We start from the raw sequence: 24,895 nt of genomic DNA on the forward strand, positions 1-24,895 counted from the left end.
CCCCTTGTTCACCAAAGGATGGGATGCTGGTCGATGTGGCTGGAGACTTGCTGGCGTCGCATAACCGGGAGTACGACGTCGAGCCGCCGTACGACATCGCGGCGGCCGGCGACCTTCCGGCCGACCGTTTTTCCGATCGCGAGCTCAGCTGGCTCGCGTTCAACCAGCGAGTCCTCGAACTGGCCGAGAACGACCGGATCCCGCTGCTCGAGCGGGCCAAGTTCCTGGCCATCTTCGCCAGCAACCTGGACGAGTTCTACATGGTCCGGATCGCCGGTCTGAAGCGCCGGATCGCGGCCGGCGTCGCGGTGCGGGCGGCCAGCGGGCTGCTGCCGCGCGAGGTGCTCGACCGGAGCCTGAGCCGCAGCCGCGAGCTGATGGACCGGCAGGCGGAGACCTGGCGGAAGGTGGTCCAGCCGGCACTGACCGAGCAGGGCATCGACATCCTGCGCTGGGACGAGCTCGAGCACGGCGAGCGCGAGGAGATGACCCGGTTCTTCCGGGACCGTGTCTTCCCGGTGCTGACCCCGCTGGCAGTCGACCCGTCGCACCCGTTCCCCTACATCTCCGGCCTGAGCCTGAATCTGGCTGTCGTGGTCCGCAACCCGGACAGCGGCGGCGAGCACTTCGCCCGGGTCAAGGTGCCGCCGCTGCTGCCGCGGTTCGTGCGGGTCGCCGAGGGTCGGTTCGTCCCCCTCGAGGACGTCATCGCCACGCACCTGGGGCAGCTGTTCCCGGGCATGGAGGTCACCCAGCACCACACCTTCCGGGTCACCCGCAACGAGGACCTCGAGGTCGAGGAGGACGACGCCGAGAACCTGCTGGCCGCGCTCGAGAAGGAGCTGCTGCGCCGCCGGTTCGGTCCGCCGGTCCGGCTCGAGGTCGAGGAGTCGATCGACCCGCAGGTGCGGGCGCTGCTGCTGTCGGAGCTGGGTGTCACCGAGGCCGAGGTGTTCGAGCTGCCCGGCCCGCTGGACCTCCGAGGCCTGTTCACGATCGCGAGCCTGGACCGGGCCGAGCTGAAGTACCCGGGCTTCGTGCCGTCGACCCATCCGCACCTGTCGGAGGTCGAGACGGCCAACCCGGCGGACATGTTCTACGCCCTGAAGCAGCGCGACGTCCTCGTGCACCACCCGTACGACTCCTTCTCGACGAGTGTGCAGCGGTTCATCGAGCAGGCCGCCGCCGACCCGCATGTGCTCGCAATCAAGCAAACGCTCTACCGGACCTCCGGTGATTCACCGATCGTGGACGCGCTGATCGACGCCGCCGAGTCCGGCAAGCAGGTGCTGGTGCTGGTAGAGATCCAGGCCCGCTTCGACGAGCAGGCGAACATCAAGTGGGCCCGTCAGCTGGAGCACGCCGGCTGCCACGTCGTGTACGGCGTGATCGGCCTCAAGACGCACTGCAAGCTGTCGCTGGTCGTGCGCGACGAGCCGGACGGCCTGCGCCGCTACGCTCACATCGGCACGGGCAACTACCACCCCAAGACCGCACGCCTGTACGAGGATCTCGGTCTGCTCACCAGCGACAAGGTCGTCACCGAGGACATCGCGCATCTGTTCAACCACCTGTCGGGCTTCGGTCGCAGCGCCGGCTACCGGCGGATCCTGGTCGCACCTCAGTCGGTACGGCGGGGGCTCGTGGAGCGGATCGAGCGAGAGATCCAGCACCACCTGGCGGGCCGGCCGGCGAGGGTCCGGATCAAGGTGAACAGCCTGGTCGACGAGGCCCTGAGTGACGCGCTCTACCGGGCGTCGCAGGCCGGCGTACCCGTGGAGCTGTGGATCCGGGGCATCTGCACGATCCGGCCCGAGATCCCGGGCCTGTCCGAGAACATCAAGGTCCGCAGCATCCTGGGCCGGTTCCTCGAGCACAGCCGCGTGTTCCTGTTCGAGAACGGCGGTGAGCCGGAGGTGTGGATCGGCTCGGCCGACCTGATGCACCGCAACCTGGACCGCCGGGTCGAGGTACTCGTGCAACTGAAGGAGCCCGATCACGTCACCGAGCTCGACGAGATGTTCGACCTGGCCATGGACGAGGGCACCGGCTCGTGGTGGCTGCACTCCGACGACACCTGGCAGCCCAGGCTCACCGGGCCGGACGGCGAACCACTGCGCGACCTTCAGGAAAGACTCATCGCCACGCGTGGGCGACGGCGAACAGCAGACCCCATTCCGTAGGGTGAATTCATGAGCAACCCGGCGACCGTCATCGCCGCGGGTGGTGTCGTCTGGCGCGAGAGCCGCGGCACCAGGCAGGTGCTGCTGGTGCACCGGCCGCGGTACGACGACTGGTCCCTCCCGAAAGGCAAGCTGACCGCGCACGAGCACATACTGCTCGCCGCACGACGTGAGATCGAGGAAGAGACCGGCCTGCAGGTCGTACTCGGCCCACCGCTGGGTGTGCAGCGCTATGTGGTCCGGAAGAACGGCGGCACCGCGCCGAAGCTGGTCCACTACTGGTCTGCCACAGCGGCCGACGACAGCGCCTTCGAGCCGAACGACGAGGTGGACGAGATCACCTGGCTCCCGGAGGACAAGGCCCGCGGCAAACTCAGCTATCCGCGTGACGTCGAGATCCTGGACGCGCTCGACCGGGTGATCCCGGTCGTCGCCACGCTGGTGGTGGTCCGGCACGCCGAGGCCGTGAAACGGAAGGACTGGGACGGCAAGGACAACGCCCGTCCGCTCACCGACTCCGGTGCGGCGGTCGCCGAACGGCTCAGCGACGTGCTGGCCGCTATCGGGGCCGACCGGTTGATCAGCAGTGACGCGGATCGGTGTGCCGCGACCCTGGCGCCGTACGCCGTCTCGATCGACCGGCACATCCACTTGTGGCCGGAGATCTCCGAGCGTGGGTACGACGCCGATCCGGACGGCCTGCGTGGACTGGGCGAGAAGGCGTGGAAGCCGGGCAAGGTGACGGTGCTGTGCTCACACCGGCCGGTGCTTCCCGCGCTGGCCCGGGAGCTCGGGCTCAAGGTCGGGAAGTTCGCCACCGGGGCCTTTCTGGCGGCGCATCGACTGGCCGACGGCAGCGTGGTTTACGAGCGATTCGGTGCACCGTGACACGGGTCGGTGACGATCCAGGCACAGGAGATGGTGTCTCCGGGTGACACTGGAACTGACGGGTATGTTCCTGTTCGAGGAACCGGCGCCCTACCGGGTGCCGGTCTGAGGAGAGGTTCGGGGCGCACCATGACGATGATGCGAGAACTGACACTGATCGGGATCCGGATGGAATCGCCCAACCGGGCCCCGGTGATGATGCTGCGCGAGACCGAGGGCTACCGCTACCTGCCGATCTCGATCGGCTCGGTCGAGGCGACTGCGATCGCGTACGAGGAGCAGGGCCTGCGTCCGTCGCGGCCGCTCACCCATGACCTGATGCGCGATCTGATCCAGGCGTTCGGCGTACAGATCGAGGCGGTCGAGATCGTCGAGCTGCGCGACGCCGTCTTCTATGCCGAACTCGTGCTCGCCAACGGTGCCCGGGTCTCGGCCCGGCCGAGCGATTCGGTCGCCCTGGCGGTGCGTCTCGGTACGCCGATCCGCTGCACCGAACAGGTGCTCCGCGAAGCCGGTGTCGCCACCCCCGAGGAAGAACAGGCCGAACTCGAACGCTTCCGCAAGTTCCTCGACGGCGTCGCCCCGGAGGACTTCTCCAGCTGATTGCAGGAAGCTGCAATCGGGGTGAGGGAACTCGCCGCGACTCCCCTGGATGCGCTATTTTCTAGCGCACGCTGACGGCAGGGGTGACCGCCAGGCGTCCAGACCTGGGGGTTCCCGCATGCGAAAAGCCGTCCTGGCGACGTCGATCGTCGCCGCCCTACTCGCCGGCAGCCAGACCGCCGCCTGGGCGGCCCCCGAGGCGCCGACCGACGTTCAGGTGGGCTGGGCGGCGGACGGCAAGCTGCGGGTGTCCTGGCAGGACAGTGGCACGGCCAACTTCGTGCGCGTCGAGTATCCCGACCTCACCCAGGTGCTCGAACTCACGGATGCGGGCGGGCCGAACGAGGTTCTGCTTCCGGGGCTGGCCGAGCGGGACCGGGTGCGGTTGACGGTGACCAGCCGGGTCGACGGAGTGGAGAGCGCCGCGACGCCGTCGGCCTGGTTCGACACGTTGCAACCGGCCGCGCCGAAGGTCGAGGACGCCAACCTGCTCGCGAATCTGTCGACGACCATCAGCTGGTCACAGGCCGCCGCGGCCCAGGACACCACGCCGAATGATCCGCTCGATCGGCCTTCGTCGTACGGGTGGATCAAGGCCACGATCTCCGGCCCCGGCACCGACCAGCGTGAGGTGGTGTCGCTGCCGGCCGGCACCACGACGATGACGATTCCGTCCCGTCCGCGGCCGTACTCGGTGGCGATCTCCGGTGGCAACGAATGGGGTCTTCAGATGCCTCAGGTGCCCACCCGGCAGCGAGTCGTCGTCGGCACGATGGCCGCCGGGATCGCCGTACCGGCGCAGGGCAGCTTCGGGGACTACCTCGGGATCGAGAGCAGGCTCGACATGTACAAGTGTTCCTGCGCCGAGCACCGCACCAGCGGGATCCCGGTGGACCTGCAGGCCCGGCCCACCGCGACCACGACCTGGAAGACCGTCGGCCGGTTCTCCGGTGACACCGTCGCGCCGTTCAGGACGCCGATCGGATCGGTGGGCGGGCGTCAGTTCCGGCTGTACGTGCCGGCCACGAAACGCGTCGACCAGCTCGAGATCATCCTGACCCCGGCCTCCTCGACCTCCGCACGCTCCTCCAAGACACTGGCCAAGTTCGACGTCGCCGGGTTCAACGTGACGAGTGCTCAGGTCGGCCAGATGGTGAAGCTGACCGTCGCCGTGCGGCCGGGCGGGACGGTCAAGGGCGCGTTGCAGCGGTGGGACGGGAAGTACTGGCGGAGTGTGCTGACGGTGCCGGTGACGAAGGGGAAGGCGGTCATGTACGTGCGGGCTGCCGGCCGTGGGACGACCACCTACTACCGCGTGGCTGTGCCTGGGATGACTTACTACGGGCTGCCGATCGAGACGACGGGCAGCCGCACCTTCAAGTTGACCGTGCGCTGATGCGCCGGGGAGCGGTTGTCGCCGCGACCACGCTGGCTCTGCTGACTGGCGCGCAGGCCACCGCCTGGGCGGCCGGTCCGGACACGCCGACCGATGTCCAGGTCAGCTGGGCCGATGCGGCCACCGGCCTGATGCGAGTGACCTGGTCGGATGCCGGCGCTGCGAACAAGGTCCGCATCGAGTACAAGGACGGCGGCAGTCCGTCGGACTGGGTGAGCCAGTCGTCGAACGTCCTCAACACCCGCTGGACAGTCCGAGGCGGAACAATCGCCCGGATCGCCGTGGTCACGACCAATGGAGACGGCGACAGCGCACCGGCGGTGTCCCCGTGGTTCGACACCGACGGACCGGGGGCGCCCAAGCTCACCGCCGCGGCACCACAGACCGACGGCTCTCTCCGACTCACCTGGACGAACACGCCGGCTCCCGCGGACACCACTCCGAACGATCCGCTGGATCTGCCCGCCGGTGCCGTCGGATGGGTCGGTCCGAAGATCTGGACACCGTACGACGGCCCGAAGATGGAGATCTTCAAGCATCCGCTGGGTACGACGACCGCCGTCATCCCGGCACGCTCACGTCCTTATCCTGCGTGGGTCCTGGCAATGAACGAATGGACCTCCTCGGCGTCCGCCCGGATCGACTTCAGCACCATGAAGATCGCCATCACGACCGTTCCCGCGTTCGGCGTGTTCGGCCGACCGATCACGATCGCCGGCACGGCAGGCGCGGACACCTGCCTGTGGCCCGACGACGTGCCGTGCGCACTGTGGCAGGGCGGCGGCATTCCGATCACCATGCAGACCCGTGCGGCCGCCTTCAAGCCATGGGAGTACGCCGGCCGCTACACGGCGTACACCTTCGGCTTCCAGGCCCAGCCCGTTGCCGTTGGCGGTCGTGAGTACCGGTTCTATGCTCCGGCCTGGCAGTACACCTCGGGGGACTGGGTGGTTACTACGCAGGTGATCTCGAGTCCGAAGTACGTCCCGACGCTGGCGAACTTCGCTGTGGCCGGGTTCAACGTGGCCAGTGCGCAGGTTGGGCAGATGGTGAAGTTGACGGTGGATGTGCGGCCGGGTGGGACCGTCAAGGGTGCGCTGCAGCGGTGGGACGGGAAGTACTGGCGGAGTGTCCTGGCGGTGCCGGTCACCAAGGGCAAGGCGGTGATGTACGTGCGGGCCGCGGGGCGTGGGACGAAGACGTACTACCGTGTGGCTGTTCCGGGGATGTCGTACTACGGGTTGCCGATCGAGACCACGGGGAGCCGGTCGTTCACGTTGACAGTGCGCTGAGCGTTACCGAAACGTGAGCCAACAGGCGTTTGGGTCGACGGAGAGTGACGGCACCTAACTCAGTTCACCTGTTGGCCGCCTGGCGGCACGCCAAGCGTCGCACACCCTACCGGAACCGTTCACCACTCGTTCACCGACGACGGACCGGTCGGTCACTTCGTCTCCTTAGCGTCTGTGGAAGTTCAGAAGTCTGATTCCCGCAGAAGGGCAACACTCTCGTGTCCGTCAATCGCCTGCTCCGCGTCGGCTCGGTCGCCGTGGCATCCCTCGGCGTCCTCGCTCTGAGCGCCTGTGGCAGTGACCCGGAACCGACCGGTTCCTCGAGCCCCGGTGGTTCGTCGTCCTCCGCTGCCGCCGACTGCCCGCAGGGCACCCTGAACGCTGAGGGCTCCTCGGCGCAGAAGAACGCCATCGACGAAATCATCAGCAAGTACAACGAGCAGTGCGCCGACGTCACGGTGAACTACAACCCGACCGGCTCCGGTGCGGGCATCAAGCAGTTCAACGCGGCCCAGGTCGACTTCGCCGGCTCCGACTCGGCGCTCAAGACCGCGGCCACCGATGGCGGCGCGAGCGAGATGGCGCAGGCCACGAAGCGCTGCCAGAACAACGCCGCGCTCGACCTGCCGATGGTGATCGGCCCGGTCGCGATCGCCTACAACGTCGACGGCGTGGACAAGCTGATCCTCGACGGCCCGACCGCCGCGAAGATCTTCCAGGGCACCATCAAGACCTGGAACGACCCGGCGATCGCCAAGCTGAACCCGGGCGTCACGTTGCCGTCCGCCCCGATCTCGGTGTTCTTCCGGTCCGACGAGTCCGGCACCACCGAGAACTTCACCAAGTACCTGGCCGCCTCCGGTGGTGGCGCCTGGACCGGTACGCCGGCCAAGAAGTGGACCGGCACCGGCGCCGGCAAGGAGAAGTCCGCGGGTGTCGCGGAGGGCGTGAAGAGCACCAAGAACTCGATCACCTACGTCGAGTGGTCGTACGCGGTCGACAACAAGCTCGGCATCGCGCTGATCGACAACGGCTCGGGCACCCCGATCGAGCTGAGCGCCGACTCCGCCGGAAAGGCGCTGGCCGCGGCCAAGCCGGCGAGCGCCGGCGGCAACGACCTGTCGCTGAAGCTGGACTACGCGACCAAGCAGCCGGGCGCCTACCCGATCATCCTGGTCACCTACGAGGTCGCCTGCAGCAAGGGTCTGCCGGCCGAGAAGACCGCGCTGGTGAAGAGCTTCCTGAGCTACTTCGCGAGCAAGGACGGACAGGCCGCGCTGACCGATCTGAACTACGCGCCGCTCCCGGAGGAGATCCGGACCAAGGTCGACGCGGCGATCCAGTCGATCAGCTGACGACGGACGCAAACTGATGCGAGCCCCGGCCGGTCCGAGTCATCGGAGGACGGCCGGGGCTTCGCCTCGTCGGAACCGGAGCAGTTCGGACGAACTGGGCTGGACCGCAACGGACGAGACCGTGGCGGACCTTGACCGGGCCGGCGCAGACCGTGCAGCAGACCTGACCACCCGACCCAGGCGCTTGGAGCACCATCGATGAGTAGTCCAGACGGCACGGCACCGCCCGACCGGCCGGACGGCACAGCCGCCGACCAGGCGGCGGCCGAGACCCCGGAGCAGGCGGCTGCCGGCACCCCGACCGCGGACCAGGTGGCCGCGGACCGGACGGCGGATCCGGCAGCCCAGGCAGGCACGGGCGGACCCCGGATCGAAGATCTCGTCCACGAGGCCGCCACGCCGGCCCCGCGGTTCGAGGGCCTGGCCGATGAGCACGCGGAGCACGAAGCCGCCGAGACGCTGACCGAGACCGGCGTCGAGACGGGGACCGGGACCGCACCGGCCGACGCCGGCGCGAAGGAACCGAAGCTCGACCTCGGCCCGGTCGGTCACCTCGGCGACCGGCTGTTCAGCGGACTGGCCCGCGGGTCCGGCGGCCTGGTCGTCGCGATCGTCGCGTTCGTCGGCATCTTCCTGCTGGCGCTGGCGATTCCCGCGCTGGCCGACGACAAGAGCAGCTTCCTGTTCTCCCGGATCTGGGAGCCCGGCGGCGACAATCCCCGGTTCGGTATCGCCGCGATGTTCTACACCACCGTGATCAGCTCGATCATCGCGATGCTGATCGCGGTCCCGATCGCGATCGGGGTCGCGCTGTTCGTCACCTACTACGCGCCGAAACGCCTGGCCCAGCCGGTCGCGTACGCGGTGGATCTGCTGGCTGCCGTCCCGTCGATCATCTACGGCCTGTGGGGCATCCTGTTCTTCGCCCCGATCCTGCTCCCGGTGATCAACGGCCTGTCCGACGCGCTGGGCTGGATCCCGCTGTTCGAGAAGCCGCCGGGCGACAACGTCGGTGTGGTGTTCACCGCGTCGGTGGTGCTGGCGATCATGATCCTGCCGGTCGTCACAGCGATCAGCCGCGAGATCTTCCAGCAGACCCCGATCACGCACCGCGAGGGCGCCCTCGCGCTCGGCGCGACCAAGTGGGAGATGATCCGGATGGCGGTCCTCCCGTACGGCCGGTCCGGTGTCGTCAGCGCCTCGATGCTCGGTCTGGGCCGTGCGCTCGGTGAGACGGTCGCCGTCCTGATCATCCTGTCGGTGCCGAACGGCAACGACCCGTGGAACTCGTCGATCTTCGCCGGTGGCGAGACGTTCGCGTCGAAGATCGCCAACAACGCCGCCGAGTTCGATTCGCCGGAGAAGACCGGTGCCTACATCGCGGCGGGCCTGGTCCTGTTCGTGGTGACGTTCCTGGTCAACTCCGCGGCCCGGATCATCGTCGAGCGCAGCGGACCCGGTGGCCGGCGCCCCCGGCGCAACCGCCGCACGAGCGCGCCCGCCGCAGCCGAAGGAGCCAAGTCATGACCGCGATCGCTGAAAACAAGCCGGCGTTCGAGGGCCAGGCTCTGGACCTGTCCGGGAAGTCGGGCGCACGGGCCTTCAAGAACACGCTGGCCACCGTGCTCATCGGGCTGGCCTTCATCCTCGCGATGATCCCGCTGGTCTGGATCCTCGTCACCGTGATCAGCAAGGGCTACCACCTGCTGCTGAGCGCGGACTGGTGGACCCAGTCGCAGCGCGGTATCACGGTCCGGCGTGAGGGCGGCGGCGCGTACCACGCGATCATGGGCACGCTGATCATGGCCCTGATCACCGCCCTGATCGCGGTCCCGATCGCGGTCATGGGCGCGATCTTCCTGGTCGAGTACGGCAAGGGGACCAAGGCCGCCCGCGTGGTCAGCTTCATGATCGACATCCTCACCGGCGTCCCGTCGATCGTCGCCGCGCTGTTCATCTACGCAGTCTGGATCACGGTGTTCGGCTTCAACCGGGTCGGGTTCGCGGTGTCGCTCGCGCTGGTGCTGCTGATGCTCCCCGTCGTACTGCGCTCGACGGAGGAGATGCTGAAACTCGTCCCGGACGAGTTACGCGAGGCGTCGTACGCACTCGGCGTACCGAAGTGGAAGACGATCCTGAAGGTGGTCGTGCCGACCGCGTTCGGCGGCATCGTCACCGGCGTGATGCTCGGTCTGGCCCGCGTGATGGGTGAGACCGCGCCGCTGCTGATCCTGGTCGGCTACTCCAAGAACATCAACCTGAACCCGTTCAACGGGTTCATGGGTGCGCTGCCGACGATGATCAACCAGGACCGGACCGAGCTGGCACTGCAGCCGGCCGCTGACCGGGTCTGGGCGGCCGCGCTGACGCTGATCCTGCTTGTCCTTGTCCTCAACGTGCTGGCCCGGCTGATCGCCCGGTTCAGCGCGATCAAGTCGAAATAGTCACGAGAGGTACTGAGTCGATATGGCGAAGCGCATCGAGGTCAGCGGCCTCAACGTCTACTACGGTGACTTCAAGGCGGTGGAGGACGTGTCGATGACGATCGAGCCCCGCTCGGTCACCGCGTTCATCGGCCCGTCCGGCTGCGGCAAGTCCACCTTCCTGCGCACTCTCAACCGGATGCACGAGGTGATCCCCGGCGCCCGGGTCGAGGGCAAGGTGATGCTGGACCAGCAGGACCTGTACGCGACCGGGATCGACCCGGTGGCGGTCCGCCGCGTGGTCGGCATGGTGTTCCAGCGACCGAACCCGTTCCCGACCATGTCGATCTTCGACAACGTCGCGTCCGGCCTGAAGCTGAACGGTGTCAAGGACCGCAAGAAGCTCACCGAGGTGGTCGAGCAGTCCCTGCACGGCGCCAACCTCTGGAACGAGGTCAAGGACCGGCTGGACAAGCCCGGCGCCGGGCTGTCCGGTGGTCAGCAGCAGCGGCTCTGCATCGCCCGGGCGATCGCGGTCGAGCCGCAGGTGATCCTGATGGACGAGCCGTGCTCGGCCCTCGACCCGATCTCGACGCTGGCGATCGAGGACCTGATCGAGAAGCTGAAGGACAAGTTCACCGTCGTCATCGTCACCCACAACATGCAGCAGGCGGCCCGGGTGTCGGACCAAACCGGATTCTTCAACCTGGCCGCGACCGGTAAGCCGGGCCGGCTGATCGAGATGGGTTCGACCAAGATGATCTTCTCGAACCCGAACGAGAAGGCGACCGAGGACTACATCACCGGCCGCTTCGGCTGATCCGCCGTACGACGGAAGCCCCCGGGCGGACCGTTCGATCTGGTACTTCTCCTGCCGCCGCGACAGCACGTCGCGGCGGCGGGACTCGTTCGAGGCGTTCGGGATCCGGTGAGGGTGCGTGACCGAGAACCCCTGGAAAAGATAGCCTTCGGAGATCCTCGACGTTCTCAGAAGGGACCGCGGTGAGCACTCCGACGCCTCCGGGCGACGACCAGAACGACCCGAACCGGCCGCAGGACACCCCCGAGACCCCGGGGCAGCAACCGCCGAGCCAATACGGCCAGCCGAACCCGTACAGCCAGCCGGGTCCGTACAACCAGCCCGGCCAGGAGCAGCCCGGTCAGTACGGTCAGCCGGACCAATACGGTCAGCCGGACCAATACGGTCAGCCGGGCCAGTACGGTCAGCAGCCCGGCTACGGGCAACCGCAGCAGCCTGGTCAGTACGGCCAGGGCGGCTACCCGGGACAGCCGGGTCAGTACGGGCAGCAGCCGGGCTACGGTCAGCAGCAGCCCGGCTATGGCCAGCAGCCTGGTTCCTACGGCCAGTACGGTCAGCAGCCCGGGTCGTACGGCCAGCCCGGCGCCTACGGGCAGTACGGCCAGCCCGGCGGCTACGGATACGGCGCTGCCCCGCAGAGCAGCACTCCGCAGGTGCTCGCCATCATCGGCATCGTCTGCTTCGTCATCTGCACCCCGGCCTCGGTCGTCCTCGGTCTGATTGCCCAGAGCAAGTTCCGCGAGCAGGGCCGCTCGGACACCCTGGCCAAGGTCGCCTGGATCGGCGGCGTCGTCCTGATCGGCCTCGGGATCCTCTTCTACCTCATCGGCTACCTCGCGAGCTGACGTCCCGCCGGGCCGTGGCACACCACACGGCCCGGCGACGACTCAGTTCAGGTTGCGGGCGACGCCGTACACGAGCAGTAGGGCGATGACTCCCTTGATCAGCCAGTCGGCCACCCGCGGGCTCATCGTCAGCCGTGGCAGCCGGACCAGCCGGAGCGATTCGAGCGACCAGGCAAGCAACTGGTAGCCGACGGCAACACCGACGAGCGGGCCGAGGACCAGCACCACCGGGTTGAAGTGCCAGGCGGCGTCCAGATCACCGCGCAGTAGAGCCGCCGCCATCCTGGTCGACCCACAGAGCGGGCAGTTCAGCCCCGTGGTCGCGTGCAGAATGCACGGAACACCGATCTGCCCACCCGACAGTTGGTAGACGGCCGCCAGCCCGAACCCACCCACTCCCACCGCGGTCAGGCCCCACACGCGCCGGTCCAGTGGCTGGACCGGACCGGTCGGCCGGAGTACGACGCTCAGCGAAAGGCTCACCGGACAACGGTAACCCTCATCTCGTGGGATCCGTTGCCCGGTCTGAGCCGTCCGACGACTAGCCTGCAAGTCCCCTCAACAGCAATCAGGAGAAAGGACCGTCGTGAGCAATCCGACGCCGCCGCCGGGTTACGGCCCTCAAGACTCACAGCAGCCGGGTCAGTACGGCCAGCCTGGCCAGTACGGACAGCCCGCGCAGCAGCCGGGCCAGTACGGTCAGCAGCCCGGCTATGGCGGCCAGCCGCAACCTGGCTATGGGCAGCAGCCGGGGTACGGCCAGCCGCAGCCGGCGCAGTACGGGCAGCAGCCGGGCGGCTATCCGCAGCAGCCGGGTCAGCCTGGTCAGTACGGTCAGCAGCCGGGCTACGGGCAGCCGTACGGCCAACCGGGCTACCCCCAGGGCTACGGACAGCCGGGTGGTTTCGGCGGGATCCCGGGCAACCTGGCGGCCTGGCCGAACCGGGTCGGCGGTGTGCTCATCGACGGCCTGATCGCCGGTGTCCCGTACGGGATCGGTAGCGCGCTGGCCAGCAGCAACAACTCCGGCCTGTCGATCGTGGCCCTGATCTTCTACCTGATCGGCATCGGTCTGGGGATCTGGAACATCGTGATCCGTCAGGGCAGCACCGGCCAGACCGTGGGCAAGCAGGTCCTCGGCCTGAAGCTGGTCGGCGCCGAGACCGGCCAGCCGCTCGGCGCGGGTAAGACGTTCGTTCGCCAGCTCACTCACTTCCTGGACGGCGCGGCCTGCTACATCGGCTACCTGTGGCCGCTGTGGGACGACAAGCGGCAGACGTTCGCGGACAAGATCAACAACACCTACGTCATCAAGCTCTGACGTCGTAGCGCGATCTCCCGGACGCCGTGGCCCCTCGAGGCCGCGGCGTTCGGCATCTCGGCCGCAGAAAGGACCCCGCAGGTGACCACCCCTCCGTACAACCCGCAGTACCCACCGGGACAACCGGGCCAGTACCACCAGCAGGGCTACAACCCTTACGGACAAGGTAGTCACGGGCCGGTGGGGTACGGGTACGGCTACGCGCCGCCCGGACAGCCGGCCGGATGGCCGATCCGTGTCGGCGCCTCGATCCTCGACTCGCTGATCGTCTCGATCCCGGCGATCGCCGGCGCGATCCTGTCCCTGGTCATCGACGGCGACCAGGAGCAGCTCGGCCCGGGCGGCGGAATCGCCATCGGCGCCGGCTTCCTGCTCGCGTTCGTGGTGTGGGTCTGGAACCGGGTCATCCAGCAGGGGCGCACCGGCCAGTCCTTCGGGAAGAAGCTGACCGGCCTGAAGGTCGTGCACTCGCAGACCGGTCAGCTGATCGGCATCGGTCCGAATCTCGGCCGTGAGATCCTCGCCCAGATCTTCAACCAGCTCTGCATTCTCAACGTGCTCTGGCCGCTCTGGGACGACAAGCAGCAGACCTGGCACGACAAAGTGGTCAACGACATCGTCATCCACTCCTGAGCACTGGACGCGATCTAGTGCGACAGCAGGAAGCCGGCGCATGTCACCGCCCACAGGACGCTGGTGAACGTGCCGATGATGAACCGCTCGGCGACCGCCTGCGGGGTGACCGAGGCCGGCTGGTCCGGGCTACGCAGCTCGGGGTAGCGGGCCAGTCCCTTGATCGCCAGCACGACCGCAATGCCCTCCGGCCAGCCGGAGACCAGCGACGCGAAGATCGCGGCCCGCTCGAGCGAGCCGATCAGCGCGCCACCACGCAGTACCTCGCCGGCCTTCTGTGTCGACTGGGCTCTCGTGTTCCCCCGGTCCACCAGCGACAGCACTGAAGTCGTCAGCGGCCCGCCACCAGTCACTGCGAGTCCCCCGGACAGCAGGAGCAACACGTCCCACCAGCGTTCGCGCCAGCCCTCCACACCGTTGCCTGCCAGCAGTAGGAGGCCGACCGCGACCAGACAGGCCAGCATGACGCCACTGATGACGATCTCGAGGGTCGAGCCGGCTTTCGGCACCCACGCCAGTCCGGCGAGGATCAGGGCGGCGCCGGTCAACGACAGGACCAGCGCCGTCACGCAGCCACTCCAGCGCCGAGCAACTCGGCCGCCAGCACCCGTCCACGCTGCTCCTCGGCGAACCCGGCGGCCTGCGCCCGCTGTGTCACCGCCGACTGGCTGATCCCCAGCTTCACGCCGATCTCCCGCCTCGTGAGTCCTTCGGCCAGCAGGTCGGCCACTGCCCAGCCACGGTCGCTCCGGCGCCGCAGTACGGACGCCATCAGCCACAGCACGGTTTCCACCTGCTCTGCCCGGTGTGGATCCGGACCGACCACGTTGACGTGGTGGGGGCTCGACTTGGCCCGGTTGACCGCCTCCCGCGCGTACACGAACGCGTCGCCGCTACCCGCCCTGGTGCTGCGCGGCAGGGGCTGGGTGACCTCGCCGACGCCGAGTCCGACGTACCAGGTGTCGGTGCGGAGCAGTTCGACGATCACGTCGATGGTGGCGCGAGCCTCCGAGAGGATGCCCTGCACTTCGTCGCCGGCGGTCCGCTCGAACTTCCGGAGCAACCCGGCCCGTCGCGGCCGGCGGTTCAGGGAGTTCAGTAGCTCGGGTACGAGATCGCTCATGCTTCGGCTGCCGCGCTGATCTACCGTGAGAACGAAGACCATCGCCCTGCACCTCCTTCCGAACGCCTTAAGGCTACAGTCTTATTCACGTAGAGTGAAGGAAGAAACCTGAATCGGTTCACCCAGTCACTCCCAGTGATCGCTCCGTCGGTCCACCGATTCCCCCAATTCTCCGCTCAATCCGGCGACCTCGGCATCTCGACTCGCCCCCGGCACTTCACACGCAGTCAACACGCTTCCGGCCCGGAGTACGGCGTACTGCGGGCCGGATCGTGCCTCAGTCGGCGAGCGGCAGATAGAGCTTCTGGTCGTTCGCCGCGCGGATGTCGGCGGTGATCCGCATCGAGCAGAACTTCGGGCCGCACATCGAGCAGAAGTGGGCGGTCTTGGCCGGCTCGGCGGGCAGGGTCTCGTCATGGAACGAGCGGGCCGTGTCGGGATCCAGCGAGAGGTTGAACTGGTCCTCCCAGCGGAACTCGAACCTTGCCTTGGACAACGTGTCGTCCCAGGCCTGCGCACCCGGATGTCCCTTGGCCAGATCGGCCGCGTGGGCGGCGATCTTGTAGGTGATCACGCCGGTCTTCACATCGTCGCGATCCGGCAGCCCGAGGTGTTCTTTCGGCGTGACGTAGCAGAGCATCGCCGTACCCAGCCAGCCGATCTGAGCCGCACCGATCGCGGACGTGATGTGGTCGTAGGCCGGCGCCACATCAGTTGCCAACGGCCCCAATGTGTAGAACGGCGCCTCGCCGCAGAGCTCCTCCTCGAGCCGCACGTTCTCGGCGATCTTGTGCATCGGCACGTGGCCCGGCCCCTCGATCATCACCTGGACGTCGTGCTCCCAGGCGATCCTGGTCAGCTCCCCGAGCGTCCGCAGCTCGGCGAACTGCGCCGCGTCGTTGGCGTCCGCGATACACCCCGGCCGCAACCCGTCGCCCAGCGAGAACGTCACGTCATAGGTGCGCAGGATCTCGCACAGCTCCGCGAAATGCGTGTACAGGAAGGACTCCTGGTGATGTGCCAGGCACCAGGCGGCCATGATCGCGCCACCCCGGGACACGATGCCCGTGATCCGGCCGGCGGTCAGCGGCACGTACCGCAGCAGTACGCCGGCATGCACCGTCATGTAGTCGACACCGTGCTCGCACTGCTCGATCACCGTGTCGCGGTACACCTCCCACGACAGCGCGGCCGGATCACCCTTCACCTTCTCGAGCGCCTGATAGAGCGGGACCGTCCCGATCGGCACGGGAGAGTTCCGCAGGATCCACTCCCGCGTCTCGTGGATGTTCTTGCCGGTGGACAGGTCCATCACCGTGTCCGCGCCCCACCGGGTCGCCCAGACGAGCTTCTCGACCTCTTCCTCGACCGAGCTGCTGACGGCCGAGTTGCCGATGTTCGCGTTCACCTTCACCAGGAACTTCTTCCCGATGATCATCGGCTCGCTCTCCGGGTGCCGCCGGTTCGCCGGGATCACGGCCCGGCCCCGGGCCACCTCGGACCGGACGAACTCCGGATCGAGGCCCTCCCGGACGGCGACGTACCTCATCTCCTCGGTGATTGTCCCGGCCCGCGCGTGACCCAGCTGGGTCAGTGGTGCGCGCCCGGCGATCCAGTCCCGCCGGAGTGCGGGCAGTCCGGCTTGTACGTCGATCCGCGCCGACGCGTCGGTGTACGGACCCGACGTGTCGTACAGGTCGAAGTGCTCGCCGTTGGTGAGGTGGACGCGGCGGGCCGGGACGCCCAGCTCACCGCGGTAGATCTTCTCCGACCCCGAGATCGGGCCGGTGGTGACAGTCGGTCGAATCGTGCTGACATTCACCCTTGCTGCTCCCTACGCCGGAATTACCCGGACAGGTTCGGCGGTCGGCGGCGCCGGTTCACCCAGCCGCCCTCTCAGCCCACTACGGTGCGAGCTCCCGCGATCTCCAATTGTCACCGTCACCTTAACCCGCCGTCTTGACCGGCCGGGTAGCGTCGGGGGATGCGTGACCTCGTGTACCCACCGGTGATCGGCTTCGCGAAGACGGCGTTCAAGGTGCTCGACCTGAAGTTCCAGCTGACCGGGACGGAGAACGTGCCGCGGACCGGTGGCGCGGTGATCGCGCTCAACCACATCAGCTACGTCGACTTCGTGCTCGGCGGCTTCGGCGCGGTGCCGAGCAAGCGGCTGGTGCGGTTCATGGCCAAGGAGGTCCTGTTCCGCAACCGGTACTCCGGGCCGCTGATGCGCGGGATGCACCACATCCCGGTGGATCGCGCGGCCGGGATGGCGTCGTACCGCGAAGCGCTCCGGTATCTCGGCCAGGGCGAGGTCGTCGGCGTGTTCCCGGAGGCCACGATCAGCCGGTCGTTCGAGCTCAAGGAGTTCAAGTCCGGCACGGTCCGGATGGCTGCCGCGGCCGGCGTACCGATCATTCCGATGATCCTGTGGGGCACGCAGCGGATGCTGACCAAGGACCATCCGCGCGACTTCTCCCGGCACCGCACGATCGCGATCACCGTCGGCGCACCGATCACCGTCACCCGGGGCGACGACGCGACCGACGCGACCGCGCGCCTGCACTCGACCATGGCCGGGATGCTCGACCAGACCATCCGCGCGTACCCTGAGCAACCGGCCGGTGCCTGGTGGCTGCCGGCGTCGTACGGCGGTGCCGCGCCGACTCCGGCCGAGGCCGAGCGGCTGGATCAGGAGGAGCTCGCCCGCCGGGCCGCGCGGCGGACCAAGGAGGACCGGTAACGCGGACAAGACCTTGACCCTCGGGCGGGAACGAGGGTACGAAGACTTGTCGTTGTTGACAGAACAGGAACCTGGGGGGTCCCTGTGCGGCGAGCCGGGTAGTGGAACGCGCGGCCGCGGTACTCAGGCGGGCGGGGAAGGTTTTGTTCGAATCACCGGAAGAGCTCCATCTGTTCGAGCCGGGACAGATGACTCCAGCGCCGCACGTGGCGGAGCACATCCCGGACGCCGGGACGTTCTTCGTCGACTGGGCGACCCGGGGCCTGTCCGCGGACCGCGCCCGGGAGATCGAATCCGCGGTGAACGGACGCCGCTGCCAGAACGGCTGGTTCCCGCTGGAGAGCCTGGACAGTATCGGCAGCCGGGGCTTCTGGCGCGGTCCGCTGACCTATCTGGCCAGGATGACGTCCGACGACACGGCGATCATGCAGCGCTGGGCCTGTGATGGCCTCAGGGGCGAGAACCGGGACCGGATCGAGGCGACCGTGGACCACCTGCTCCACCAGCAGGGCCACGCGGCCGCCGCCACCTGGGCCGTGGCGGTGCGCCCGAGGATCTATCTGGACGCGAGCGTCCTCGGCGGCAAGCTGGCCGCCGCATGGGAGTACAACCTCGGCTCCATCCGCTCCAAGGACGTGGCCAAGTCGGTACGGCGCTGGAACCGCTGACGACCCGTACGACGGACAGCCCTCGAGCGGACCGTCCGTCGTACGCGTGTCAGTGGAACTGCGGAATGATCAGATACAGCCCGTAGAAGAGCGCCGCCAGGCAGGCCGCGAAGCAGAGCGCGGCCACCGAGGTGTCCACGATCGACGGCGGCTTCTTCTCCTCGATCGCCACCGCCCGCCGCGACATCGCGGTCACACCGAACGCGAACACGATCGCCAGCCCGACCCCGAAGAGCAGGCTGACGAGGGCCACCTGCCCGAGTGCGCTCCAGTGGATGTGCATCGCCGTACTCCTCTCAGATCACCGCGGCCGTGGTGGCCGGGGTGGAGGCCGGGTCGTCGTTGACGTTCTCCGGCGTCACCGGCCGGCGCCGGGAGGCAGCGTAGATGCCGGAGCTGGCCACGACCGCGAGGACCGCGACGATGACGACGCCGAAGGTGCCGGAGCTGGCCACCTGGCCGGCGAGCGCGCCGACGACCGCGGCAGCCGGGAGCGTGAACAGCCAGGCCATCGCCATCCGCCGGGCAACCGTCCAGTGCACCTCCGCGAGCCGCTTGCCGAGGCCGGTGCCGAGGATGCTGCCGGAGCAGACCTGGGTGGTGGACAGCGGGAAGCCCAGGTGGGACGAGGCCAGTAGCACCGCGGTCGAGCTGCTCTCGGCGGTGAAGCCCTGCGGCGACTCGATCTCGGTCAGGCCCTTGCCCATCGTCCGGATGATCCGCCAGCCACCGAAATAGGTGCCCAGGGCGATCGCCAGGCCGGCCGAGAAGATCACCCAGGTGGGCGGCTTCGAACCCTCCGCGAGGCTGCCGGAGGTGATCAGCACCAGCGTGATGACACCCATCGTCTTCTGCGCGTCACCGGTGCCATGGGCGAGCGAGAGCATCGACGCGGACACGATCTGCCCCTTCTTGTACCCGGCCTCGACCGACTTCTTCCGGGCCCGCCGGGTGATCAGGTAGGCGAGGAAGGTGCCCAGCAGCGCGACCGCGCCGGCCACGATCGGCGCGGCGATCGCGGGGAGGATGATCTTCTGCACCACTGTGTCGAAGTTGATCGCGCCGCTGCCGGCCGCGATCCAGGTGGCGCCGATCAGGCCGCCGAACAGGGCGTGCGACGAGGAGCTCGGCAGGCCGAAGTACCAGGTCACCAGGTTCCACAGGATCGCGCCGACCAGTCCGCCGAAGATGATCGGCACGGTCATCTTCGAGTCGTCGACGAGGCCGCTGGAGATCGTCGTGGCCACCGCGGTGGAGATGAACGCACCGACCAGATTGAGCACCGCGGACACGGTGACCGCGACCTTGGGTCTGAGCGCGCCGGTGGCGATGGACGTCGCCATCGCGTTGGCGGTGTCGTGGAAACCGTTGGTGAAGTCGAACACCAACGCGGTGATGATCACCACGACGACAAGGAAGGACAGGTCCATCGCGATCACTTCCCCCCTGGGCCGGCGATGTACAGCGTGGGTCGACGGTAGGGCCAGTTGGTGAATTCGAAGTGAACAGATCGAGGGAACTCACTCCGAGATCAGATGGGCCACCCCGTAAAAGAGCGCCGCGATGATGCCGGCCGCCGGAATGGTCAGCACCCACGCGATGACGATGCTCCTCGCGACTCCCCAGCGAACCGCCGACAGCCGCTTGGTCGCACCGGCGCCGATCACCGCCGACGTGATCGTCTGGGTCGTGGAGACCGGTGCGTGCAGACCGATCGCCATCACGTACAGCGCGGTCGCGGCGACCGCCTCGGCGGCGAAGCCGCGGGCCGGGTCGAGGTGGATGATCCGGCGCCCCAGGGTGCGCATGATCCGCCAGCCGCCGGAGTAGGTGCCGAGCGAGATCGCCGTCGCGGCGGAGAGCTTGACCCACAGCGGGATGCCGTCGCCCGCGTCGACATAACCGGCGGTGAGCAGCGCGAGGAAGATGACGCCCATCGTCTTCTGCGCGTCCTGCAGGCCGTGCCCGAGCGCCACCGCCGCCGCCGACAGCGATTGCGCCATCCGGAATCCGCGGGTGGTCTTGGCAGGGTTGCTGCGCCGGAACGTCCACAGGATCGCGATCATCAGCGCGAACGCGCCGAAGAAGCCGATCGCGGGTGACAGCACCATCGGGATGACGACCTTGTCGAGGATGCCCGACCACAGCACGATGCTCGACGAGGCGACCCCGGCGCCGATCAGACCGCCGATCAGCGCGTGCGACGAGGAGCTGGGCAGGCCGAAGTACCAGGTGATCAGATTCCAGGTGATCGCGCCGAGCAAGGCCGCGATCACGACCACCAGGCCCTTCTCGCCACTCGGGGCGCTGATGATGCCCTTGCCGACTGTCTCGGCCACCTCGGTGCCGAGGAATGCGCCGACGAAGTTCATCACCGCCGCCATCGCCAGCGCCACCCGCGGGGTGAGCGCGCGGGTGGAGACCGAGGTCGCGATCGCGTTGGAGGCGTCGTGGAAGCCGTTGGTGTAGTCGAATCCGAGGGCGATGACGACGAGGGCGACGATGAGCGCGAGCTCCACGCTCAGCTCTCCTTGACGGCGATCTGCTCGACCGTGTGGGCGACGTGCTCGAACGCGTCGATCGCGGCCTCCAGCAGGTCCACCACGGTCTTGAACTTCATCACGGTCAGGGCTTCGTACTCGCCGCTGAAGAGCTTGGCGATGATCCGGCGGTGCACCGCGTCGCCGGTGTTCTCCAGCCGGTTGATCTCGATCCAGTACTCGGCCAGGTCCTTCATCGTGCGCAGCCGGGGCATCGTCTCGGCGGTCAGCTGCGCCATCCGCTGGAGCACCTCGATCTGCTCGGCGATCTCCTCCGGCAACTTGTCCAGTTTGAACAGGTGGACGGCGTCGACCGCCTCCTCCATGAAATCCATCACATCGTCGAGAACGGAGGCCAGTCGGTAGATGTCCTCGCGGTCGAACGGAGTGACGAAGGTGGAGTTGACCCGGCGGATGATCGAGTGGGTGGTCTCGTCGGCCGCGTGCTCGGCGTCCTTCATCTCGGCGGCGATCTGGTGACTCGAGGAGAGGCCGGTTCCCGCCGTACTGCCGAGCAGCTCGGCCAGGATCCGGGCTCCGTCCACGAGGTGGTTGGCGGACTCGGTGAAAAGGTCGTAGAACGTCGGGTCGTTCGGACGCAGACGTAACGGCACTTCAAGCTCCGGGTGAACGAGGGACAAACCGTGAACATGCTAGGGGGAGCAGGCGGTTGACGCGGCATCCGCCTGATCAACGTAGCGCGTCGGAATGAACTCGGCCGGGCCGAGACGGACGGTAGGTGACTGATCGGTTTCAGTGAGTGATCACGGCGTACAGGTCGAAGAGGCCGACGACCAGGACCAAACCGGCGGCGACGCGGAGCACTCGGTCGTGGCCGAGGGCATGCACCGCGGACCCGCCGCTACGGCGGTACACCGCGCTGACCGCGGCCCAGCAGGACAGCGCGAGCACGAGTACGACGATGCCGAGGCCGGTGCGGACGTCGGAGGAACCGTGGCCGGAGGCAATCAGGAGGATGCCGTTGGCGATCAGGCCCAGCGCGGTCCGGCGCCAGGCGAGCAGGGTGCGCTCGGGCTGCAGACCGGGATCGGGTGTGCTCATCGCCACAGTGAGAAGAGCAGGGCGATCAGGCCGACCGTCGCGATTGTTGCCCCGAGCATCAACGGCAGCCGGGTGACCGGGAGGCTGGCACCGGTGCGCATCGCAGTCAGGTTCAACTGCCAGCGACGGAAGGCGCCCGCGGTGGTGACGATTCCGGCAGTGACCAGAACCACACCGATGATCCGGGCCGGCCAGCGATCCGGACCGAGGTCGAGGAACTGCACCGCCGACAGACCGCCCGCGTAGCAGGCCAGCGAGGTCCGCAAGTAGGCCAGATAGGTCCGCTCGTTCGCCAGGGTGAAGCGGTAGTCGGGCTCCTGCTCGTCCGTCATCCGCAGCTCACCAGGCCGTGGTCCTGCTTCAGCGTCAGCACACGCCTCACGCTACTGGTCAGCTTCGCGGCGAACGCCTTGTCCTGCTGGGCCTTGACGACCAGCGCGTTCACCATGGTGGCGGTCAGCCCGGCCTTGGCATTGATGACGACGTCGCCGCCCGCCGCGACGAACCGGGTCGCCCGCTGGCCCACCGGCACCGACGCGACCTCGGCGGCGGCCCCGACGTCGTCGGTGATCACGACACCGTTCCAGCCCAGGTCGCCGCGCACCATGCCTTGGATGACGGTCGGTGAGAACACAGCGCGGTTCTCGGGATCGATCTTGGTGTAGGTGACGGTCGAGATCATCACCATGGCGGCGCCGGCTTTGATCCCGTCGGCGTACGGCTGCAGGTCGGCATCACCGCGAACCGTGACGTTGTCGACCACACCGGACGAGAAGTCGGTGTTACCGCGCACTCGGCCGAGTCCTGGGAAGTGCTTGACCGTCGTCATCACATCGGCCTTCTGCATCCCCCTGACGAACGCCTGCACCGGCGGCCCGACTTCCTCCGGTGTGTTGCCGTACTCGCGGTCGAGACTGCCGATGGGCGCATTCTGGGACTTCAGCGATGTGGGTACGACGTCGGCCACCGGCGCGAGGTCGACGTTCACCCCCGCCTGCTTGAGTTGCCCGCCCCACTGCTGGGCACGCGCGGTGAGCTTGTCGGTGGACCAGCTGCCTTGCACGGTCGCGGCCGGGATCCGATCGAAGCCCGCGCCCTTCAGGCGCTGGATCTGGCCGCCCTCCTGGTCAGCGGCGATCAGCGGGCGGACGCCCTTCACCGTGGCGGCGGTGTTCGCTGCGGCCATCGCCGTACGCGTGTGGGACAGGCTTCCGCTGTTTCCGAGCAGGAAGACGCTGCCAGGCTTCTCCTTCTGCACGATGGCACGTTGTGCAGATGTCATGCCGCTGGCGCTGATGCCGGTCATGATCAGCTGGGCCGCTCGCTCCCGGAGGGTGAGGGTCTGGAGCTTCTCATCGATGCAGGTGGGCGTTGACGTCGGGGTTGGTGTCGGCGTCGGTGTCTCGGCCGGAGTGCTGGGCTGCTCGGTGGTGGGGTGGGTCGTCGGCAGTGGCACCGACGATGACGGCACTGTGCTCGGGCCTGCGGTCGGCGGGGACTGATTGTCGCTGCAGCCGGCGACGACTAGTGCCGTCATCGCGACCAAAGCGACCGGCCGCCTCATCTCAGCGACGCTCCCAGACGGCGCGATCGACCGTGTCGCCGGAGTGCCGGGCCAGCGTCGCGCAGACGTCGTACAGATGCTCGACCTGCTCCTCGGTCAGCGCGTCGAAGATCGACTTGCGAACTTCGTCGACGTGGCCGGGCGCGGTCTCCACGAGCTTCTGCCGGCCGAGGTCGGTGAGGATCGCCACCTGGCCGCGACGGTCGGACTCGATGCCCTCCCGCCTGACCCATCCGTTCTGTTCCAGCCGATTCACCGCGTGCGACAACCGGCTGCGGGAGCCGAGGGTGGCGACGGCGAGCTCACTCATCCGCAGGCGGCCGTCCGGCGCTTCGGACAGCCGGACCAGGATTTCGTAGTACGTGTGCGGGATTCCGGCATCGCGCTGCAGCTGCTGCTCGATCCGGCTGTTCACTACTCGCTGTGCCGCGATGAACGCGCGCCAGGCCTGTGCTTCCGTCTGGTCCAGCCACCGGGGTTCCGCCATCCCCGCAGCGTACTGGTTGCCGGACCCTGATCAGGAGTACGGCGATGGCACATCCGAGCATGCCGATCACGGCCAGCAGGCCGATGGTCTCGCCGAACATCAGATAGGCGAAGACCATCGTCGTCGGGGGAACGAGGTACAGCAGTGAGCTGACGCGAGTCGCGCCGGAAAGCTTGAGGTTGACCAGGTATAGACCCCAACCACCACCTGTTGCCAGGAGCACCAGCCAGACGACGGCGCCGTAGAAGCCTGGCTGAGCCGGCACGGTCAGCTGATGGGTCGAAGCAGCAAGTGCCGTGAACAGGATCGCGGACACGAGGCTCTGCACGCAGAGCGCATCGAGAGAGTTCGTGGCCGGCTTTCGCTGCCGGTCCAGACAGGTGCCGATCACCAGGCCGAGCAGACCGCCGAGAGGGACCAGGAACAGCAGCAAGGAACCATGGCCTGCGTTGAGGTCATCGGCGACGACCAGTCCGACCCCGGCGAGGCCCAGGAACAATCCGATCCACTGGCGCCGGCTGACGCGTTCCCCGAGCAGCGGGCCGGCCACGGTGGCGATCAGGAGTGGTTGCAGCGAGCCGATGAGTGCGGTGACGCCGGCGGTGATGCCGTGGTCGATGCCGGTGAAGATCAGGCTCAGGTAGACGAACTGGGTCAGGACCGCCATCCACACCTGGGTCACGAGGTCTCTGCGGGAGATCGCCGGTCGTCTGATCAGCAGGACCACTGCGGCAAGCGTGCCGGCGAGGAGGAAGCGCCAGGCGAGCAGGTCGAACGCATTCGTGTACTGCGTGCCCCACCGGGCGCCGATGAATCCGCAGCTCCAGAACACGACGAACCCGGCTCCCGCTCCGGCTGCGGCGAGGCGGTGGCGCGGCGTACGTCGTACCTGGAGAATCGTCATGGGAGACAGTAACCACACCGGTCGGTATACTGTCAGTATGCTCGA

Annotated in this window: 28 protein-coding genes; 14 read left to right on the forward strand and 14 right to left on the reverse strand. The window is 67.8% G+C overall.

The genetic code is table 11. The annotated features are described in order from the left end of the window. Positions 1 to 23 precede the first annotated feature (23 nt). The 10 genes from OG876_RS08420 (at position 24) to OG876_RS08465 (ending at position 11,805) form a co-directional block, all read left to right on the forward strand. Positions 24 to 2,183, forward strand: a complete 2,160-nt coding sequence (locus OG876_RS08420) for an RNA degradosome polyphosphate kinase (protein WP_328524223.1) — start codon at positions 24 to 26, stop codon at positions 2,181 to 2,183. 9 nt (positions 2,184 to 2,192) lie between these two features. Further along, a complete protein-coding gene (locus OG876_RS08425) occupies positions 2,193 to 3,071 on the forward strand; it encodes an NUDIX hydrolase (protein ID WP_328524224.1) in 879 nt (292 codons plus the stop codon). A gap of 129 nt (positions 3,072 to 3,200) precedes the next feature. Then, complete coding sequence (locus OG876_RS08430; RefSeq protein WP_442914112.1) at positions 3,201 to 3,674, forward strand: bifunctional nuclease family protein; 474 nt, start codon at positions 3,201 to 3,203, stop codon at positions 3,672 to 3,674. A 118-nt stretch (positions 3,675 to 3,792) separates the two neighbouring features. Further along, a complete protein-coding gene (locus tag OG876_RS08435) occupies positions 3,793 to 5,070 on the forward strand; it encodes a hypothetical protein (RefSeq protein WP_328524225.1) in 1,278 nt (425 codons plus the stop codon). Next, the gene (locus OG876_RS08440) at positions 5,070 to 6,362 is read left to right on the forward strand and encodes a hypothetical protein (RefSeq protein WP_328524226.1); all 1,293 of its coding nucleotides are present in this window, start codon (positions 5,070 to 5,072) and stop codon (positions 6,360 to 6,362) included. The genes OG876_RS08435 and OG876_RS08440 overlap by 1 nt, the downstream gene beginning before the upstream one ends. Before the next feature lie 218 nt (positions 6,363 to 6,580). Next, the gene (gene pstS, locus OG876_RS08445; RefSeq protein ID WP_328524227.1) at positions 6,581 to 7,717 is read left to right on the forward strand and encodes a phosphate ABC transporter substrate-binding protein PstS; all 1,137 of its coding nucleotides are present in this window, start codon (positions 6,581 to 6,583) and stop codon (positions 7,715 to 7,717) included. Positions 7,718 to 8,281: 564 nt separating this feature from the next. Beyond that, positions 8,282 to 9,244 carry a phosphate ABC transporter permease subunit PstC gene (gene pstC, locus OG876_RS08450; RefSeq protein WP_328526872.1) on the forward strand — a complete coding sequence of 321 codons (963 nt, stop codon included), beginning with the start codon at positions 8,282 to 8,284 and terminating at the stop codon, positions 9,242 to 9,244. Continuing rightward, positions 9,241 to 10,161, forward strand: a complete 921-nt coding sequence (pstA, locus tag OG876_RS08455) for a phosphate ABC transporter permease PstA (RefSeq protein ID WP_328524228.1) — start codon at positions 9,241 to 9,243, stop codon at positions 10,159 to 10,161. The genes pstC and pstA overlap by 4 nt, the downstream gene beginning before the upstream one ends. A 22-nt stretch (positions 10,162 to 10,183) precedes the next feature. Next, positions 10,184 to 10,960, forward strand: a complete 777-nt coding sequence (gene pstB / locus OG876_RS08460; RefSeq protein WP_328524229.1) for a phosphate ABC transporter ATP-binding protein PstB — start codon at positions 10,184 to 10,186, stop codon at positions 10,958 to 10,960. Positions 10,961 to 11,142: 182 nt separating this feature from the next. After that, positions 11,143 to 11,805, forward strand: coding sequence for a DUF4190 domain-containing protein (locus tag OG876_RS08465; protein WP_328524230.1), 663 nt, complete (start codon positions 11,143 to 11,145; stop codon positions 11,803 to 11,805). A 42-nt stretch (positions 11,806 to 11,847) separates the two neighbouring features. On the opposite strand, the gene OG876_RS08470 is transcribed toward OG876_RS08465, so the two are convergent. Both OG876_RS08470 and OG876_RS08475 read right to left on the reverse strand, forming a co-directional pair. Then, positions 11,848 to 12,288, reverse strand: a complete 441-nt coding sequence (locus OG876_RS08470) for a DUF2752 domain-containing protein (protein ID WP_328524231.1) — start codon at positions 12,286 to 12,288, stop codon at positions 11,848 to 11,850. A gap of 145 nt (positions 12,289 to 12,433) precedes the next feature. Then, complete coding sequence (locus OG876_RS08475; RefSeq protein WP_328524232.1) at positions 12,434 to 12,673, reverse strand: hypothetical protein; 240 nt, start codon at positions 12,671 to 12,673, stop codon at positions 12,434 to 12,436. 57 nt (positions 12,674 to 12,730) lie between these two features. On the opposite strand from OG876_RS08475, the gene OG876_RS08480 reads away from it, so the two are divergent. Both OG876_RS08480 and OG876_RS08485 read left to right on the forward strand, forming a co-directional pair. Continuing rightward, positions 12,731 to 13,126, forward strand: a complete 396-nt coding sequence (locus tag OG876_RS08480; RefSeq protein ID WP_442914163.1) for an RDD family protein — start codon at positions 12,731 to 12,733, stop codon at positions 13,124 to 13,126. An 81-nt stretch (positions 13,127 to 13,207) separates the two neighbouring features. Further along, complete coding sequence (locus OG876_RS08485; protein ID WP_328524234.1) at positions 13,208 to 13,759, forward strand: RDD family protein; 552 nt, start codon at positions 13,208 to 13,210, stop codon at positions 13,757 to 13,759. 14 nt (positions 13,760 to 13,773) lie between these two features. Here the strand turns inward: OG876_RS08485 and OG876_RS08490 are convergent, their stop codons facing one another. The 3 genes from OG876_RS08490 to thiC all read right to left on the reverse strand — a co-directional run bounded on the left by OG876_RS08490 (position 13,774) and on the right by thiC (position 16,704). Beyond that, complete coding sequence (locus tag OG876_RS08490; RefSeq protein ID WP_328524235.1) at positions 13,774 to 14,328, reverse strand: hypothetical protein; 555 nt, start codon at positions 14,326 to 14,328, stop codon at positions 13,774 to 13,776. Then, entirely contained in the window at positions 14,325 to 14,882 is a 558-nt protein-coding gene (locus OG876_RS08495; RefSeq protein WP_328524236.1) for a transposase, read from the reverse strand. The genes OG876_RS08490 and OG876_RS08495 overlap by 4 nt, the downstream gene beginning before the upstream one ends. Before the next feature lie 277 nt (positions 14,883 to 15,159). Then, the gene (thiC, locus tag OG876_RS08500) at positions 15,160 to 16,704 is read right to left on the reverse strand and encodes a phosphomethylpyrimidine synthase ThiC (RefSeq protein WP_328524237.1); all 1,545 of its coding nucleotides are present in this window, start codon (positions 16,702 to 16,704) and stop codon (positions 15,160 to 15,162) included. A gap of 162 nt (positions 16,705 to 16,866) precedes the next feature. On the opposite strand from thiC, the gene OG876_RS08505 reads away from it, so the two are divergent. Together OG876_RS08505 and OG876_RS08510 are read left to right on the forward strand one after the other, a co-directional pair. Continuing rightward, entirely contained in the window at positions 16,867 to 17,625 is a 759-nt protein-coding gene (locus tag OG876_RS08505; protein ID WP_328524238.1) for a lysophospholipid acyltransferase family protein, read from the forward strand. Between the two features lie 188 nt (positions 17,626 to 17,813). Beyond that, positions 17,814 to 18,293 (forward strand): hypothetical protein, encoded by a 480-nt coding sequence (locus tag OG876_RS08510; protein ID WP_328524239.1) that lies wholly within the window; start codon positions 17,814 to 17,816, stop codon positions 18,291 to 18,293. A gap of 49 nt (positions 18,294 to 18,342) precedes the next feature. Here OG876_RS08510 and OG876_RS08515 read toward each other — a convergent pair whose 3' ends face one another. The 9 genes from OG876_RS08515 to OG876_RS08555 form a co-directional block, all read right to left on the reverse strand. Further along, positions 18,343 to 18,576, reverse strand: a complete 234-nt coding sequence (locus tag OG876_RS08515) for a hypothetical protein (RefSeq protein WP_328524240.1) — start codon at positions 18,574 to 18,576, stop codon at positions 18,343 to 18,345. 13 nt (positions 18,577 to 18,589) lie between these two features. Next, on the reverse strand, positions 18,590 to 19,723 hold the full coding sequence (locus OG876_RS08520) for an inorganic phosphate transporter (protein WP_328524241.1): 1,134 nt from the start codon (positions 19,721 to 19,723) through the stop codon (positions 18,590 to 18,592). A 90-nt stretch (positions 19,724 to 19,813) separates the two neighbouring features. Beyond that, complete coding sequence (locus OG876_RS08525; protein WP_328524242.1) at positions 19,814 to 20,812, reverse strand: inorganic phosphate transporter; 999 nt, start codon at positions 20,810 to 20,812, stop codon at positions 19,814 to 19,816. Between the two features lie 2 nt (positions 20,813 to 20,814). Further along, complete coding sequence (locus OG876_RS08530; RefSeq protein WP_328524243.1) at positions 20,815 to 21,447, reverse strand: DUF47 domain-containing protein; 633 nt, start codon at positions 21,445 to 21,447, stop codon at positions 20,815 to 20,817. 139 nt (positions 21,448 to 21,586) lie between these two features. Continuing rightward, the gene (locus OG876_RS08535; RefSeq protein WP_328524244.1) at positions 21,587 to 21,895 is read right to left on the reverse strand and encodes a DUF202 domain-containing protein; all 309 of its coding nucleotides are present in this window, start codon (positions 21,893 to 21,895) and stop codon (positions 21,587 to 21,589) included. After that, positions 21,892 to 22,227 (reverse strand): YidH family protein, encoded by a 336-nt coding sequence (locus OG876_RS08540; protein ID WP_328524245.1) that lies wholly within the window; start codon positions 22,225 to 22,227, stop codon positions 21,892 to 21,894. The genes OG876_RS08535 and OG876_RS08540 overlap by 4 nt, the downstream gene beginning before the upstream one ends. Further along, entirely contained in the window at positions 22,224 to 23,459 is a 1,236-nt protein-coding gene (locus tag OG876_RS08545; protein ID WP_328524246.1) for a glycoside hydrolase family 3 N-terminal domain-containing protein, read from the reverse strand. Before OG876_RS08545 ends, OG876_RS08540 begins: the two co-directional genes overlap by 4 nt. Position 23,460: 1 nt before the next feature. Beyond that, the gene (locus OG876_RS08550) at positions 23,461 to 23,874 is read right to left on the reverse strand and encodes a MarR family winged helix-turn-helix transcriptional regulator (protein WP_328524247.1); all 414 of its coding nucleotides are present in this window, start codon (positions 23,872 to 23,874) and stop codon (positions 23,461 to 23,463) included. Beyond that, positions 23,762 to 24,850 carry a DMT family transporter gene (locus OG876_RS08555; protein WP_328524248.1) on the reverse strand — a complete coding sequence of 363 codons (1,089 nt, stop codon included), beginning with the start codon at positions 24,848 to 24,850 and terminating at the stop codon, positions 23,762 to 23,764. The genes OG876_RS08550 and OG876_RS08555 overlap by 113 nt, the downstream gene beginning before the upstream one ends. Positions 24,851 to 24,895: the final 45 nt, after the last annotated feature.

The sequence above is a fragment of the Kribbella sp. NBC_00359 genome (genome assembly GCF_036097425.1).
Classification (GTDB): domain Bacteria; phylum Actinomycetota; class Actinomycetes; order Propionibacteriales; family Kribbellaceae; genus Kribbella.